General features: G+C 40.4%; 14 protein-coding genes and 1 tRNA gene. 3 read left to right on the forward strand and 12 right to left on the reverse strand.

The features are described from left to right. Positions 1-43: 43 nt before the first annotated feature. The 6 genes from ACI3E5_RS13610 to ACI3E5_RS13635 form a co-directional block, all read right to left on the reverse strand. Positions 44-898, reverse strand: a complete 855-nt coding sequence (locus ACI3E5_RS13610) for a two-component system regulatory protein YycI (protein ID WP_005225285.1) — start codon at positions 896-898, stop codon at positions 44-46. Continuing rightward, complete coding sequence (locus tag ACI3E5_RS13615) at positions 899-2,209, reverse strand: YycH family regulatory protein (protein WP_428219848.1); 1,311 nt, start codon at positions 2,207-2,209, stop codon at positions 899-901. Then, on the reverse strand, positions 2,206-4,047 hold the full coding sequence (walK, locus tag ACI3E5_RS13620) for a cell wall metabolism sensor histidine kinase WalK (protein ID WP_086293178.1): 1,842 nt from the start codon (positions 4,045-4,047) through the stop codon (positions 2,206-2,208). The genes ACI3E5_RS13615 and walK overlap by 4 nt, the downstream gene beginning before the upstream one ends. Positions 4,048-4,050: 3 nt before the next feature. Beyond that, a complete protein-coding gene (gene yycF, locus ACI3E5_RS13625) occupies positions 4,051-4,755 on the reverse strand; it encodes a response regulator YycF (protein WP_010747607.1) in 705 nt (234 codons plus the stop codon). 132 nt (positions 4,756-4,887) lie between these two features. After that, positions 4,888-5,748 carry a DegV family protein gene (locus tag ACI3E5_RS13630; protein ID WP_005225280.1) on the reverse strand — a complete coding sequence of 287 codons (861 nt, stop codon included), beginning with the start codon at positions 5,746-5,748 and terminating at the stop codon, positions 4,888-4,890. Continuing rightward, positions 5,741-6,307, reverse strand: a complete 567-nt coding sequence (locus ACI3E5_RS13635) for a DUF1836 domain-containing protein (RefSeq protein WP_275626302.1) — start codon at positions 6,305-6,307, stop codon at positions 5,741-5,743. Before ACI3E5_RS13635 ends, ACI3E5_RS13630 begins: the two co-directional genes overlap by 8 nt. A gap of 269 nt (positions 6,308-6,576) precedes the next feature. On the opposite strand from ACI3E5_RS13635, the gene ACI3E5_RS13640 reads away from it, so the two are divergent. Beyond that, positions 6,577-6,649: transfer RNA gene (locus ACI3E5_RS13640), tRNA-Lys, on the forward strand. A gap of 475 nt (positions 6,650-7,124) precedes the next feature. Here ACI3E5_RS13640 and ACI3E5_RS13645 read toward each other — a convergent pair. The 5 genes from ACI3E5_RS13645 to ACI3E5_RS13665 all read right to left on the reverse strand — a co-directional run bounded on the left by ACI3E5_RS13645 (position 7,125) and on the right by ACI3E5_RS13665 (position 12,576). Next, positions 7,125-7,397, reverse strand: coding sequence for a type II toxin-antitoxin system PemK/MazF family toxin (locus ACI3E5_RS13645; protein WP_244323525.1), 273 nt, complete (start codon positions 7,395-7,397; stop codon positions 7,125-7,127). After that, positions 7,390-7,665: a type II toxin-antitoxin system RelB/DinJ family antitoxin gene (locus ACI3E5_RS13650; RefSeq protein ID WP_311957799.1), complete on the reverse strand. Its 276-nt coding sequence runs from the start codon at positions 7,663-7,665 to the stop codon at positions 7,390-7,392. Before ACI3E5_RS13650 ends, ACI3E5_RS13645 begins: the two co-directional genes overlap by 8 nt. Positions 7,666-8,596: 931 nt before the next feature. Continuing rightward, complete coding sequence (locus ACI3E5_RS13655) at positions 8,597-9,085, reverse strand: P-loop nucleotide/nucleoside kinase family protein (RefSeq protein WP_034868317.1); 489 nt, start codon at positions 9,083-9,085, stop codon at positions 8,597-8,599. Positions 9,086-9,621: 536 nt separating this feature from the next. Further along, the gene (locus tag ACI3E5_RS13660) at positions 9,622-10,011 is read right to left on the reverse strand and encodes a DUF4430 domain-containing protein (RefSeq protein WP_060792688.1); all 390 of its coding nucleotides are present in this window, start codon (positions 10,009-10,011) and stop codon (positions 9,622-9,624) included. A gap of 87 nt (positions 10,012-10,098) precedes the next feature. Further along, positions 10,099-12,576: a vitamin B12-dependent ribonucleotide reductase gene (locus ACI3E5_RS13665; protein ID WP_311957800.1), complete on the reverse strand. Its 2,478-nt coding sequence runs from the start codon at positions 12,574-12,576 to the stop codon at positions 10,099-10,101. Positions 12,577-12,716: 140 nt separating this feature from the next. Between ACI3E5_RS13665 and ACI3E5_RS13670 the strand changes: the two genes are divergently transcribed. Both ACI3E5_RS13670 and ACI3E5_RS13675 read left to right on the forward strand, forming a co-directional pair. After that, positions 12,717-13,256 (forward strand): hypothetical protein, encoded by a 540-nt coding sequence (locus ACI3E5_RS13670; RefSeq protein WP_096742302.1) that lies wholly within the window; start codon positions 12,717-12,719, stop codon positions 13,254-13,256. Between the two features lie 559 nt (positions 13,257-13,815). Continuing rightward, positions 13,816-15,243, forward strand: a complete 1,428-nt coding sequence (locus tag ACI3E5_RS13675; RefSeq protein WP_005225272.1) for an APC family permease — start codon at positions 13,816-13,818, stop codon at positions 15,241-15,243. Positions 15,244-15,358: 115 nt separating this feature from the next. Here the strand turns inward: ACI3E5_RS13675 and ACI3E5_RS13680 are convergent, their stop codons facing one another. Continuing rightward, the gene (locus ACI3E5_RS13680) at positions 15,359-15,997 is read right to left on the reverse strand and encodes a TetR family transcriptional regulator (protein ID WP_060792684.1); all 639 of its coding nucleotides are present in this window, start codon (positions 15,995-15,997) and stop codon (positions 15,359-15,361) included. Positions 15,998-16,014: the final 17 nt, after the last annotated feature.

Consider the following 16,014-nt stretch of genomic DNA (forward strand, 5'->3'; position numbering starts at 1 on the left):
TTCCTCTCTGGTTGTTTCAACGAGTTCCATTATACCCGCTTTTTTATGGATTTTCTACCTTTTGAACGGCATTATTCGTGATGATCCGATTGCTAAAGGCATTGACCGTTTCGATTTGGATGGTGTCATCGCCATCTAATTGGAACGCAATAAACCATGCAGGAATATACACATTTTTTTCCCTAACCTTCAAAATCATCGTATAGGCTAATTCCGTCCAGAGAATTTTCGAGTGACTCGGCAGCTTGTTGTTTAGATAAAGCGTATTTACTGCTTCTTTTTCTGAATAAACCGTCATCTTTTCCCTTAGAGGCGTAATATTGGAGATATGTGTTTGCGTGTAACGGGCAATCTGCAATAGATCATCCGTTTGTTCTAAGGTGATATCGATTCGACTTGAGCTGTCATTGAAAGGAATGCCTTCATAGGATTGAACCGCCACCACGGTCGGATGATTGGCGTTCAAGACAGAGAGGTTTTCCAAATAGTCATATTCATCCCCAAACAGGACTTGATCTTTTCGTTGCAAAAAACCATTGACGGTTTCTTCCGTTTGGGAATCATCACTGATGTAAAAGCCATTGGTTGAGACATGGATCAACTGCTGCCCTTTGACCGTCGACCCTCTTTTGAACTGCGTATTGAGTTGCGGATTTCGTAACTCCACATCAAAATCCGTCTGTTCACCGCTCAAATAATAGCCACTCAAGACCTCATCTGATAATTCGCCAGAATACCGAATGTCCTCAGACTCGAGGCGTTGTTCGATAGGAATCGTTTGGTTTGATTGTGAAACCATCTGATGCTCGCTGCGAGCCTCACTGTAAACATTGAATAAAAAGACGTTCAGACCAAGAAAAGCGAGGAAAAAAATCCATTCGATTCGTTTAAAATCCAATTAATTCTCCTCCGTTTCTGCTAATTTTGTCATTAATGCATCATAACTGATCCAAGACGAGTCATAATTGACATACCAAGCAGGCGTCAAATCAACGAGTGGTGCATCTTTGATCTCCCCCCATTGATAGCCAACGATGATCTGTTGCAATAATTCCGGATCAGCCCCTGCCGCAATCAGCTCATTTTTGACTGACAAACTAGAGGGCAATTCAATCTCGGTTTCAGAAGGAATCGGCACTTGAATCGCGTTCAAACTGGCAGAAATCGTCATTTCCCGACTGCCGGTCTGACCACTTTCTGAAAAAGCCACACTGATCACCCCTTGACCACCAGTACTAAAGACTGGATAGCCTTCAACGAAGACCCGATAATCCAAGTGCTTGTCTTGTTGATCAAAATAGCGAATCGTCCCAAAATTGTTGCCTAAACGAATAATATAATCCGCACTCAACATCGCCAGGTCCGTTTCATCGGAACCGTCTGTGGTAGTTTCAAACTTGACTTGCTGCTGATCTTGCAAGACCGTCATGCTTTGCCCACCTTCATAATAGTAGGTATCGACACTTTCATCATTGATCTTGACGTTTTTAGGATTGCTGAAAAAGGCTTCTCGAAACAAGCTCTGAGATTGGGTCGAAGAATAGTAGCTGTATTTTTTCAGCTTAATCGAATCCTGCGTATAATATTGCTTGCTGGATCGTTCTTCATCTGCCACCATTGTCGTCCATTCCCGAGGGTTGTCTGCTAGTAAGTGTTTTACTTGGCTTTTGTCCCAGTCGATTTTGCCTCGCACCACTCGTTGATGGGTAAAATCAACAAATTGGATCGTGTTTTCTTCAAAGTCAAACTGGATGCGGGAAAACGGAAAATCCTCTGTTTCACTTTCGTCCTCTAAGGACAGCTCTTTTTCAAAGGTTTTCTCATAATCTTTCAAGTAAAACGTCGTATAGTAGTTTAAGGACACCCCTTGATTGACTTCTTGGGCTTTTGAAAAAGCTTGTTCCTCGCCATAGGTCCGCAGCGTCAAATCACTGATCGTTGCCTCATTGATCACCTCTTGGATCTCTCGAATCACCGCTTCAGAGTTGGTTTCTTTGATCGCGTCCTCGTCATTCCAAGTCAAATACAGGGGCAAAAACAAATCGCTTTTTTGTTTGTAGGTTTGAACCGAAGGATTGACGCCGGTATCTGTTTCCGTGCTGGCATTGTTGAACCCAGTCGGATTCAGCCAAATCATATAGGAGAAATAAAAACTCAAGGCGATCATCACGATCAAGCCTACACGAATGATTTTTTCTGAGATTCTCATACCCACCAATCCTCCTCATACGGTTCATACGGCAACATGATGTAAAATGTTGACCCGCGATTTTCTCGACTTTCCGCCCAAATCGCACCGCCATGAGCTTTGATGACTTCTCGTGAGATCGCCAATCCTAAGCCAGTACCTCCTTGCTGACGGGCACGAGCTTTGTCGACTCGGTAAAAACGATCAAAGATCTTCGTGAGATCTTTTTTCGGAATCCCTAGTCCTTGGTCATTGATGCTAAGTACGATGTTGTTATGGGTCTCCATCAATTTCACCGTAATGATCCCACCATCTGGCGAATATTTGATGGCATTATTCATGATGTTGTCGATCACTTGGATCATTTTGTCCGTGTCGACTTCCACCCACAATTCTCGTTTAGTGAACTCCCGACGAATCAAGTATTTTTTGCTTTCATTCGTCACCATCATGTCAAAACGATCCAACACGAAATTGACCATTTCATTGAAGTTGATATATTCCAACTGCAGTTGCGAATTGCCGCTATCCATCCGCGACAGACTCAACAGATCATTGATCATGCGAATCATTCGATCCGTCTCATCCAACGTCACTTTCAAAAAGTTCGGCGCAATTTCTGGGTCTTTCCAAGCACCCTCACTCAGCGCTTCGATGTAGCTGCGCATACTCGTTAATGGTGTCCGTAACTCATGAGAAACGTTGGAAACGAATTCTCGCCGTTCCTGCTCATTTTTTTCTTGTTCCGTGACATCGTGCATTACCGCAACTAACCCAGAAATAAAGCCAGACTCCCGACGAATCATGGAGAAATCGATGCGCAAGATCAGATTTGTTCCCGTCAAATCATTGCTAGGACGCTCCAACAGCATGTCTTCAGGATTTTCCAAAAGCTTTCGTAACGTGTATTCTTCATCGATTTCCAATAACGTCAAAATCGACTGCCCGATCGCTTCTTCGTTGCTGACATTTAACAAGGACATCGCCATCTCATTGATGGTAATGACTTTGCCTCGTCGGTCGGTGGCAACAACGCCGTCGGTCATGTGAGACAAGACGCTGTCCAAGCGGTTTCGCTCGGATTCCATCGCCTCTTGAGTCTCTTCGATTCGTTCCCCTAGTTGATTAAAGGTCTCCGCCAGTTGTCCCAATTCATCTTTCCCATGAATCGCGACCTTGCGGCTATAATCTCCTTTGGCGATGCGAATCGCTTGTTCGCGCATCTCTCCGATCGGTTGGGTGATGGAACGAGAGACCAATAGTGCCACAATGATCGAAATCACTGCCGCAATCAGTGAGGCTGTCACAAAAATGACCGCAGTCGTACTGACTTCATTGTATTTTGACTCAAGATTGCTCCGTAAATAAAGGGTTCCTAAAACGGTATCCCCTGTCGGTGATTGGATCGACTGCACGATATTGAACACCCGCTGGCCGCTGGATTCATCATAGAGGACTTCACTTCGGTTCGTATCGTAATCACGGTAATCATTTTTTTCTCCCACCGAGCCACGATCATTGATATTAGTGGTTGCACGAATGATCCCTTGCTCATCCACCACCCGCATCTCCAAAATTTCCGATGAGTTGGTACTCGTTAAGATTCGATTCAAGGAAGCATTCATGGAATCCCAATCTAAACCGTCATCATTATCCATTCGACTCAATTCAGAGCCTAATGTTACCACTAACGTGCTGGCACGTGCCTCCATGTCGCGTTTGAAGGCATCGACCGTTGTTCTTTCCAATTCGCGAATAAAATACGCCCCGATAATCTGGATCGCAATCAATAAGATCAAGATAAAAGTCAGGGCGATTTTGAAGTTCACCGATTGAAAAAAGCGAACTTTATTTTTCATAGCTTATTCCTGTTCTGGGTTCCGCAAGTAATAGCCCACTCCGCGACGAGTAACCAAATAATTTGGATGGCTCGGGCTGTCTTCGATTTTTTCACGTAAACGACGCACCGTCACGTCAACGGTCCGAACATCACCAAAGTAGTCATAACCCCAAACCGTTTGCAATAAATGCTCCCGGGTCATCACTTGACCAAGATGTTTTGCCAAGTAGTGCATCAATTCAAACTCTCGGTGCGTCAATTCGATGGCTGCACCATTTTTAGTGACCATGTACGCATCAGGATGAATGGTTAAATCACCAATCGTTAATTCGCTGTTGGCGTTATCGTCTGCTTCCTTCGCAGCTGCCGAACCGCGACGCAGATTGGCTTTGACGCGGGCCACCAATTCCCGGTTTGAAAATGGTTTGGTTACATAATCGTCCGCACCAAGCTCGAGGCCTAGTACTTTATCGATTTCAGAATCTTTGGCTGTGACCATGATGATCGGCATGTCATGGGTTTTGCGCACTTCCCGTGCAACTTCCAACCCATCCATTTTTGGCAGCATCAAATCAAGCAAAATCAGATCAGGATCGACCTCGGCTACTTTTTCTAATGCCTCTTCTCCATCATAGGCGGTATATACTTCATATCCTTCTTTGGTTAAATTAAATTTGACGATATCAGAAATTGGTTTCTCATCGTCCACGACTAGGATCTTTTTCAAAAATGTCACCTCAATTTTTTTTGGTTTCTTACTTATTATACATTATTTAAACGGGCTTTTCATCTTTCCCAAAAACCGCGGCCTTATTCTTAAGGAAAGCACAAAAAAAGAAAGGCACGGGGCCTTTCTTTTTTACTCTTCTAAAAGCTGGATACCGATCCCTAACAACCCAGGACCCGTGTGGACGACTAATGCGGGAGAAATTTGTCCAAATAAGATTTCTTTGACCTTAGGAAATTCGGCTTCTAATCGTGCTTTCATTTCTTTGGCTTCTTGCAGTGCATCACCTTGCGCCACAGCTAAACGCACATGGCGATGATCACCGATGAATTGCTTGATCAAGTCAACGGTTTTGTCCAAGCTTTTCTTCCGTCCACGAGATTTTGCGACCGTATAGTAGATCCCTTCTTCATTACAAGAGATAATTGGATTCAATTTCAAGGCATTGCCTAAGATAGATGCAACCAGACCGATCCGGCCGCCTTTTTGTAAATACTCTAAGGTAGCTACGTTGAAAAAGACTTTGTTTTTCGGCACTTCATTCGTTAATTGTGCCCGCAGTTCTTCCCAAGTCACGCCTTTTTCTAACAGTTCTGCTGCACGAATCGCTTGCAGCCCTGCACCGATTCCGATATTTTTCGTATCAAGTACGAAAACCTCAAGATCCGTCCGTTGTTCACCTAACAGGCGAACGACGTTAAACGTTCCGCTCAATCCGCTGGAGATGGTTACGGCAAAGACTTTCTCATACCCATCGGCTTTGATCCGATCAAAGATTTCCCCGATCGCAGCACCGTCAGGTAACGAGGTACTAGGGATCTCTTGCGGCAAGCGCTCGTAGATTTCTTCCGCAGTAATATCAACTTTATCGGTATAGGTCCGATCCTTGTAGATTATTTGCAATGGCAGCATATACATGCCGTATTGCTCCATGATCTGTGCGGGAACATCGGTACCTGAATCAACTAATAGGGCAATTTTCTCTTTATTCATGGGCTTCTCCTTTATGTGTTTCTAAATAAATGACTTCTAATTCAATCGTTTTTTCTGCCAATAGTTTGTTGGCAAAGGAACGCGTCGCACCTTTCATGGCTACTAATTCAATTGGGATCGGTTCCGACGTCATTTGTTCGGGTTCTCCCATTGCTTCTTTGCCGACAAGGTGGATCGCTTTTTCTTGTTCTTCACAAAATACATTGTAGGCATTTCTGATGCCGACGACTTTCCCTTGAAAAAGGATCCCCGTCTTTATTTCAGGAATCGTCAGCACTTGCTTGAGCATCGTGATCGCAATCAAAAATGCGAGATGCTTTTGATTGTAACGTTTCTTCTCTGGTGCTGGAATCATCCCTTTTTTGACATAATTATTGACCATGGAAGAGGTCAATAGCGGATGCTTTTCCGTTTGGATCACCGGTGATAAATATTGGTCAATCAAAGTGATTACCTGATCCATATACAGTTCCAGGGTTGGCAACTCTTCCCATCTCGGCAGATGGAATTTCAGCAATGAATTGCCCCAATTTTTCATGTCTGCTTGTAATTTTTTCATGTCATCCTCCATTTTGACGAACAGAAGGTTAGATTATCGTAAACTAATCATCTAGTTATGATAACTAGATATATTTTATCACGGTTTTCTGAGTTTTTAAAGCAATCTGATCAATCTTTTAAGAATTTCCTATCATTTGAAATTGGGGAACCAATGGTGTTTTTTTAAGATAACCCCTGATTTTCAACTGAAAAAAGCGCACATTTTTTTCAAAAGAATGATTGATTTTTAAACACCGGAGTGCTAAGATAATGAAGTACTTTTGGTACGGGCCGTTAGCTCAGTTGGTAGAGCAGCTGACTCTTAATCAGCGGGTCGCGGGTTCGAGCCCCTCACGGCCCATTGGGTGCCAAACCCACGGAACAGGTAAATGTTGGTGCGAAAGCATTTCGAAAACATTTATGCTGTTCCATTTTTTTGTTTATAATTAATTTATTGCCAATTGAATAAGAAGAAATGCCTTGCTGTCAAAAAGTTTCTTATTAAATGATGTATGTAAGAGCTATGCTTTTCGAAAAGTTTTTTTCTACGAGATGACTGAACTCTTTGCACGTGAAATGCTTCGTTTCTCCATAAATTAACTGAGTCAGATAATTTGTGGAAGTAATATCTTCTGTATAAATTCAGTGAGTGCTTCGCTAGTTCAAAAACCTTTACAGTAATTTTTTTCTCACTATTACCACTACAAATTAGATATGAAATCAAAAAAATCACTACCTAGTCCTAATGAAAAGGTAGTGTATTTTTAATGCTGTTCATTCTTCTAAGAGCGCTCCTTAAGAAACTCTTCTAAACGATTCAAATCTTTCTGAGATAGTTACCCTATATCTTTATATTTAAAATCTATTTTTTCTTTGGAAAGAACGAATAACGTTCCTGTGTCAATCCAAGACTCTTTTTTTAAATTTGAATCTTGCCAATCATTGATATGGAAATAAAGCTTTTTTATGCGCTCTGATTTGTGTTCAAACTTGCTTGTAATCGCATAAAAAAGAACTTCATTTTCACTATTCTCAATAATCAAAACTGGTCGTCTTTTTCCTTCTGGTTTACCCACATAAGCCACATACATTGAAACTATTTTATTCATCTTCATCCAACCAAGCCTTGAAAGCCTTATTATCATCTATCCTCGTCACATTAGTAGATTTTTTCGCTAACTTAGCAATTCGCCTAGCTTGCTTTGTTTGTTCAGAAAGTTTTACCTCAAAGGGTAATCCCCCTTTTTCTATGACTTGTTTATAAAAAATAGTAATTGCCGTAGTGGGATTCATTCCTAAATCATGTAAAATATCTTCTGCTTCCATTTTTAGATCTTTTTCAACCGCAATCTGAATTCTTTCTTTTTCCTTCTTCATAACGCACCCCCAAAAAAGAGTTTTTTATACTCATATTATACTCTATTTGAGCGCTATTTTCACTTACTATACTCATAAATAAATTTATTTTTCGCATAAAAAATCTAACTTCTTCAAATTACCTAACTTTTAGTAAGTGGGTTTAACACCCAATGAACAGGTAAATCGTGGCGCGAACCCCTATTTATATTATCTCCATATATTCTTCAAAAAATCCATGGATATTACACTAACACTAATTATCGTAACACCATAAAACAAGGAGCATAACTTGTTAACCTATGTCATGTCCCTTGTTTTTTTAATTTAGGTATTGATAAACTAAATACATAAACCATACTAATCCTATTATAAAAAATAGATTTAAAATGTTTTTATTTATTTTTCTTCTTTGCTCTCCAAAGTATGGCGACCTTTTTTGCCAAAACAATTTCCTGTTTTTCACATCAGAAAAAAACAATTTAAAAATTATAAATAACACAGGAAGAGAAAAATTTAACACTATATAAAAAATATCTGTAGGATCTCCAATTAAAACTAACCCTATCAAAATAAATAATATAATAAGAAAAATTAGTTTATACTGAACTTTCATAACTCACCTATACAATCAATTGATTTTATTCTATTTGTATTCTGAAGGTTCTGAGGGGACGATCGTCATTTTAAAATAGTTCTCCTATTTCTTACCCTCTTTTACAATTTTGGCTGATCTAATTCCTCTCATCAGCAATTGGATACAAATTTCGTACTAGCTGCTCTTATTCTTCATTTGGGGTGGTCACCGCTAAATTATTTCTTCTATCGAAGAATGCAACAAGAAAAGAAATTGCCAATCACTATTTTGCTTCTAGCATGACTGTCCTTCGTGTCCTGCACAGGAATAAGACTAACTGTATTGAAAAAGAGTAAAAAAAGTTTTGAGGCTACTTCATATATTCTTTTGCTCGATCACTACCTCATCTTCATTTACCGGTTCTTCGAATCCTGAAAAAAACCGTTGAAGGATTTCTTCTGTAATAGGAAAAGCGGAATTTGCAGTCTGGACTTTATTTCTGATCGCTAATCGTTTTCGTAAAGTATCATAATCAGCTTTTAGATAGATTACTTTAATCGTCACATCATATGCTGCCAGTAGTTCTCTATAAGCGTCTCGGTGACTTTTAGCCCAAAAACTAGAATCGACAACTACGTTTTTTCCTTCTTGAACAGCCTTTACTGTAAGCTCTTTCAATTTAACTGAAGATAATGAAGAAACTTTTGCATATTTCTCCGAAGGGTAATCAACACCATAAACGCCATAATCTTCCCAAATCAATTCATCTATTGCTAGTCTTACATAGCCTTCTTGCTCTTTTTGTTTTGAGTAAGTGGTTTTGCCTGCACCACTAACGCCACACATCAAAAGTACCTCAACCATTATTCTCCTCCTACCTTTTCTGATCAATAAACAAAGAGAACGAAAAAACCTTATTTGTAATCACCGCTCGTGTTTTAGACCACTGTTCGCCACCACATCTGATGGTACAATGATAACATTGTTTTTATGAACAACAAGCAGATTGGGAAACAATCGCAAGAAAAATAGTAAGTAAAACCATATATTAGAGAATAGAAGCGTTAGCCACTTAAGCTAACGGATAAATCAAATTTTTGTCCATTTCCACTCTACTATAAAAAAATTATTTTCTACAAAAAATAGGAACGAAAGCCAAAATACGAAAGAAACATCATGGCTAAAACTTATGTATGTAATGGTATCTTTACTTCTATTATTCCAATTTTAAAATAAACTAAGCCACCACCCAACCCCTGATAGAAAAACAAGAATAGACTCTTGAATAGAACTTGAATGCAAAACTGCCTCCAAAATCAACGCAAGAGTCTATCTGTATAGATAAAGATCTTTATATGCAAGTTCTTTTGCACCAATAAAGATCCTTAGAATCAAGCAAATCAGAATGCTTTCAAATCAAATGTGATAGTGTCATTGTTCTTTAAAATCAACGCTTGTGCCCCTTTATCGGTCATTTCGTCATTGACGGTATAGACCCAAAATAGATTGGCTTTTTGATCTTGACTGATGCCGTCGATCGAGGTGATAAAGCCATCTTTTTCTTTGATCGCAAAGTTTTCTTTCATTACTTCCAGCAGCGACTCATTTTCTCGGAACGTTACTTCTTTTGAGGTCACAGCTTCTTGATTTTGGATGACGATCGTAGCTGTTCCTTGTTCTTGCTTCAAGGAACTTTGCTGCGTGCTTTCTGGCGTTACACTTGCCTGTTGGCATCCTGTAGCGACGAGTAGTGTGCTCACTAGCAGGAATACGACAAATACTTTTTTCATCTATTTCTTCCTCTCCAATAGTCAAAATACTAATCGTTTTTCTATCCAGTATACGGATAAGAATTATTTTATCACTCTCGTTTTTTCTTAGAGCCCGCATTTTAATTGGATTTTACAGTTTGTGCAGGTACTACAGCCACCGATTTCCTCAATGGTTCCTTCATGGCAGATGGGACAGATTTCACCAGAGGCGACGGGTTCATTTACTTGAACGACAGGCAGCGGTTCAACTTGTGCGGTCAGCTCATTTTCAACCGCTTCTAAGGTAAGTACTTGTGAATCTCGGCTGCCGTCTACATAGACAGTCCCTCCTTTGGCTCCTCCTTCATAAAGATCTCGATAAACCTTGGCTACTTGGCTTACTGTATATCCTTTTGGTGCATTGACCGTTTTTGAAATGGAGCTATCCACCCAGCGTTGTATGGTGCATTGCACACCGACATGCTCTTCGGGCGTCAACTCCATAGCGGAAATGAACCATGCCGGCAACTCCGCTTTGGTTCGTTCAGGATGATCCATCAGGTATTCGTCAACGATTTCCGCATTGATTTCAATAAACTTACCTAGTCGACCGCTTCTAAAATAAGAAAAGGAGTAATAAGGTTCTAAACCAGTTGAAACTCCCGTCATCGTGCCTGTCGATCCTGTTGGCGCAACAGTCAAAAGATGAGAGTTGCGAATACCGAATCGCAGCACGCCTTCGCGGATGTGCGCTGGCATTTTTTTCATGTATCCTGTATCGATAAATTTCTTTCGCAACGCTTGCGTCTCTTGGTCATTTTTTCCAATCAGGAAGGGAAAGCTGCCTTTTTCTTTCGCCAATTCAATGGATGCCTCATAGGCAGTGACTGCCATTGCCTCGAAAATTTGATCAATGAATTGATTTCCTTCTGCCGATCCGTATTTTTTCCCGCAGTAGATCAATAAATCTGCCAAGCCCATGATCCCTAATCCAACACGTCTTTCCCCTTTCGCCTGCTGCTCATTTTTGTCAAAAAAGTAAGGCGTTACGTCAATAACATTGTCTTGGAAACGAACCGCTGTTTTCACGGTTTCTTTTAGTTTGGCAAAATCAACGGTGCCCTTTTGGCGATCCGCCATGTTTGCGAGATTGATGGCTGCCAAGTTACAGACCGCATAAGGGGTTAGGGGCTGTTCACCGCACGGATTAGTTGCTACGACTTTTTGTCCATATGCTGTAGCATTCGTCATCTTGTTGGCATTATCGATAAAGAAAATACCAGGCTCAGCAGAATACGTTGCACAAAAAGTAATCAACTCCCATAACTCACGAGCTTTGATCCTTTGATAGGTTTTGACTTTATGGCCAGCAGCTGCCCATTCTCGCACATCCCCGACTTCAGCCCACTTTGCATCATATTGCGCCATCTCTGCTTCTGAATAATTGTCGATATCTGGAAAGCGTAGCTCATACCACCCATCTGTCTTCACTGCTTCCATGAATTCTTCTGTCAAGCAGACTGAGATATTCGCGCCAGTTAAGAAATCACTTTCTTTCACCGTATAGCTGCCACCTATGCGCAATTTTTCTTTTGCCTTTTGGATCATGTCATTATGTTCCTTATCTGACGATTCAGGCAGTTGTGCTAGATAAGTGAACATTCTTTCTTCCATTTTTGTCAGAGGGTCAAATTGCAGTTTTTCATTGATCAGTTGTTTGATCGTCGCATTTGTGATTGTTTTTTTTAGGTGAAGCAATACAGCAGGATTTTGAATTTTAGAAAGAATAAACGCAAAAATATCTGGATGCCAATCTGCCATCATAATCATCTGCGCTCCACGGCGGCTACCTCCTTGTTCGACAAGGTTCGTCAAGTTTGCCAAATCATTCAACCAAGAAACTGCCCCAGAAGACCGACCACTGACACCGTGGACCACACTTGATTTTGGTCGCAAGGTCGACCCATTGGTTCCGACCCCGCCACCTCGACTCATGATTTCCATAACTTCTTGTCGATGAACAGCAATCCCTTTTCGGGAATCATGGATGAAAGGCATCACAAAGCAATTGAAGTAGGTAACTTGAGAATTTGTTCCTGCTCCATAAAGTACTCTGCCTGCAGGAATTAGGTTTTGCGCCACGATTTGTTGGTAAAACACCTCGAAGAAGCGCTCCTGGTCATGGGACTCGTTGGCAGAAATCCCTTTGGCTACACGATGCGCCACTTGCTCAAAAAAGAGTTCTAACGGTTTTTCAATGTCACTTTTTCTTCTTTTAACAAGTCCATTGGCTTGTTCATCAATATCTTCTAACGCTGAGCGATAGGCCTCTTCCACTTCGATAGAGACTAGTTCCCCATCGATTGCTTTCACAACACCGATTCCTCGCGCAGGATATTTAGGATCAGCTTTCGTTGTCAAAATCACCAAATCATCCTTACGCAATGTTTGATGGGTTTGATCCTTGTATGAATAACGATCCAGCATAATCAAACGAGCGATTCCCTCAAATGTTTGGGTCATTTCTGGTGTGATCGCCGAAACTTCTTGGAAAAACTTGATATCCTCGTTCAATTTCTCAATCGTTTGTTTTTTGTATTCCATTTCTTTCCCTCACCTTCTAAAACACAACATATTGTGCTCGTTTTTTATTATCGTACTATATAATGTGTATTTCAATCTTGAATTTTATTATTTTCCATGTATAATGAGAATGATTATCAATTAGAAAGACGGCGATTTTCATGCTTCCTCCCCAAACCAAGATATTTTCCATCCAAAGAATTTCTCATTTAGCACTGATTACTGCGGCTTGTATCGTTGGACGGTTAGTTTTTGTCTTTATCCCTAACGTTCAGCCTATGAGTGCCCTTTTATTTTTAGTGGCTTTTTCTTACCGTTTATCCGATGCGTTGATGATTGCCTTATTAAGTTTGCTCGGAACAAATATCTATCTAGGCATGGGTCCCTGGACGATCAGTCAATTGGCTGCACTTACTATCACCATCATTCTTTTTCATCAGTTTGGAAAAATACCGATCATCAAGAAAAACCGCTTCTTGCAAGCTTTCTTTGCCTTTCTTTGCGGACTTCTTTATGGCTTGATCATTTCGTTGATGGAAGTTTGGCTTTATCAGTTTCCTTCGTTTCTTGCCTATTACCTTCAAGGACTACTGTTCGATTTCTTCCATGCCAGTGGAAACTTCGTCTTTTATCTGCTTTTATGGCCAGTATTTGAGCGAATAACACCCACTTCCTATAAATTGGCGAAAAAAAACGAGTGATTTCGATGGAACGAAGCATTTGGCTAACTTTGTTTACGTGTTTCTTTGAAAGAATGTTCGCGTAAAATTTTTCTTAAAAAAACAAAAAAATTACGTCTACTCTCCTGTTTCCTTTGCTTAAAAATCTATCCTAAAAGCACCAGTGAAAAGCCTTTCGAAAGGGTTTCTTCCATCTTTATACGTCCATTCATTTGAATGAAGCACTCCCTATTTCATCCATGCCCTTGACCGAATGTAGTTGGATTTCTTTCAGATTATTAATGAATGATGATGTTTGCTTTTGCTATCATCAGAAATTTATTATTTTTTTTAAATAACAATTTAATTTTTCTTGACCAAAAGAATTCAGAGGTTTATCCTAACTATGGAAAATCAACGACTGGATAAAAAGAAGCAAATGAAATTTTTTTATTCAATTTGACCTTTGACATTTGTGAAAAAATGCATAAGAAACTTGATCGTGATCAAGCGCTTATGGAAAGAAATTTTTTTCTCACTAAATTTCAAAAAACGCTCTATTTTAACCAGTCAGAAAAATCATTTTAAGAAGGAGAAAGCGATGAATGAGAAACAATTACGCTGGTATAATATTGCGCTGATGGCGTTCGTCTCTGTTTGGGGACTGGGAAATGTTGTAAACAACTACGCTCAACAAGGGTTGACTGTTGTTGTTTCGTGGCTATTAATTATGGCTCTTTATTTTGTACCCTATGCATTAAGTGTTGGTCAGTTAGGATCGACCTTCAAAGAGTCAAGTGGTGGGGTTTCCTCATGGATCAAAGAAACCTCAACAAAGCGGTTGGCTTTTTTTGCTGCTTGGACTTATTGGGTCGTTCACGTGCCTTATTTGGCACAAAAACCCCAAGGAATCTTAGTATCATTGAGTTGGTTATTTAAAGGAAACGGTACATTTGTATCAACGATGGGCTCCATGGAAGTCTCATTGATTTGTTTAGCTATTTTTCTATTCTTTTTATGGATTGCCTCTAAAGGATTGACGACCTTAAAAATGATTGGGAACATCGCCGGAACAGCCATGTTCGTGATGTCGATTCTTTTTATTCTTTTAGCAGTGACTGCTCCAGCAATGACTGGTGCTGAGATTGCTACACCAAATATGTCATCTGTTTCAACCTATATCCCTAAATTTGACTTTACCTATTTAACCACGATCTCGATGCTGGTATTTGCGGTAGGTGGCTGTGAAAAAATCTCGCCTTACGTAAATAACACAAAAAATCCTGCCAAAGAATTTCCAAAAGGCATGATCTTTTTAGCCGGTATGGTGGCGTTATGTGCCTTGCTCGGCTCGATTGCTATGGGGATGCTTTTTGATGCCAACCATATTCCAGAAGATTTGATGGTCAACGGCGCTTATGAAGCCTTTCAACGACTAGGAAACTTCTACGGAATCGGCAATTTCTTTGTCATTCTTTATTCCATCGCCAATGCGTTAGCGCAAATCTCTGCTTTGGCTTTTTCAATTGATGCCCCATTGAAAATATTATTGTCTGATGCTGATTCAGAATTTGTTCCAAATGGTTTAGCAAAACTAAACAAAAAAGGAACACCAGTGAATGGGTATATTATGACTGGTATCCTAGTCAGCATTTTGATCATTATTCCAGCACTAGGAATCGGCAATATGACCGAACTGTATCGTTGGTTGTTGAACTTGAATTCAGTTGTCATGCCATTGCGTTACTTATGGGTCTTCTTAGCTTTTATGCTAGTCAACAAACACGCCAATCGCTTTACTTCCGATTATAAATTCGTGAAAAACACCAAGGTTGGCTTTGGGATCGGCTTATGGTGCTTCTTGTTCACGGCCTTTGCCTGCATTTTAGGGATGGTTCCTAAGCTTGATTATGCGGCAGATCCGCAAGCTTGGTTCTTCCAATTGGCCTTAAATATCATTACGCCAATCGCCTTTCTTTTGATTGGCTTGATCTTGCCGATCATTGCGAAACGTGTAAATAAAAAATAATCATTCCCTCAAAAAAGAGGTGTCCGACAACTATTTCGGTTGTCGGGCACCTCTTTCCTTATATATGAACTTTTCCGCCGTGCGAGGCATTTGGTCCATCCTCTTGCCGAAGCGTTCATTCTTCTTCATTGTCCTCTTTGTTGTCCTCTTTGATTCCATACTTGATCCATTGCACCTTATAGCGAAAATCTTTGATCAGCTCTTTTGCGGTCCATTCATTCGAAATAAAATCTGTCAGACTATCCATCACGACCGCCATAATAAAATAAAGGAAACTGACAGCTTCTTGCGTATCATGGATCGTAAAGCGATTTTCTTCCAACAGCTCCAACCACTGACGAATCATGGGCGAATCGTCAGAGATCGCATCGCGCTTCGTCCAGGCATTGCTTTGGGTACATAAGTGGATCATTTTCCAATGATCATCTTCAGGTGACCATTGACTGCACCAAGCCAAGTATTCTTCGATCCCTTTGAAAAAATCATTTTTGTTGCGATTGATAAACGTAAAAATCGCAGAATGGATTTGGTTTGAATAGTCGGCGATCGCATAGTCATAGGCATCTTCTAAGTTTTGAAAGTACTTGTAAAACGCCCCTCTAGAAATGTGCGACTTTTCGACGATGGCAGAGACCTTGACTTGACTGATGTGCTTGCTGAAGAATTCTTCTAAAAGCACGGCATCGATTTTTTCTTTTTTCTCTTGTTTTAAATGAAAAAATGTTGTACTTGGCAAGGGATTCTCCTCCATCATTCGCAATCTACTCCCTC

Origin of the sequence: Candidatus Enterococcus avicola (assembly GCF_047470845.1) — a bacterium.
GTDB classification, from domain to species: domain Bacteria; phylum Bacillota; class Bacilli; order Lactobacillales; family Enterococcaceae; genus Enterococcus_D; species Enterococcus_D casseliflavus.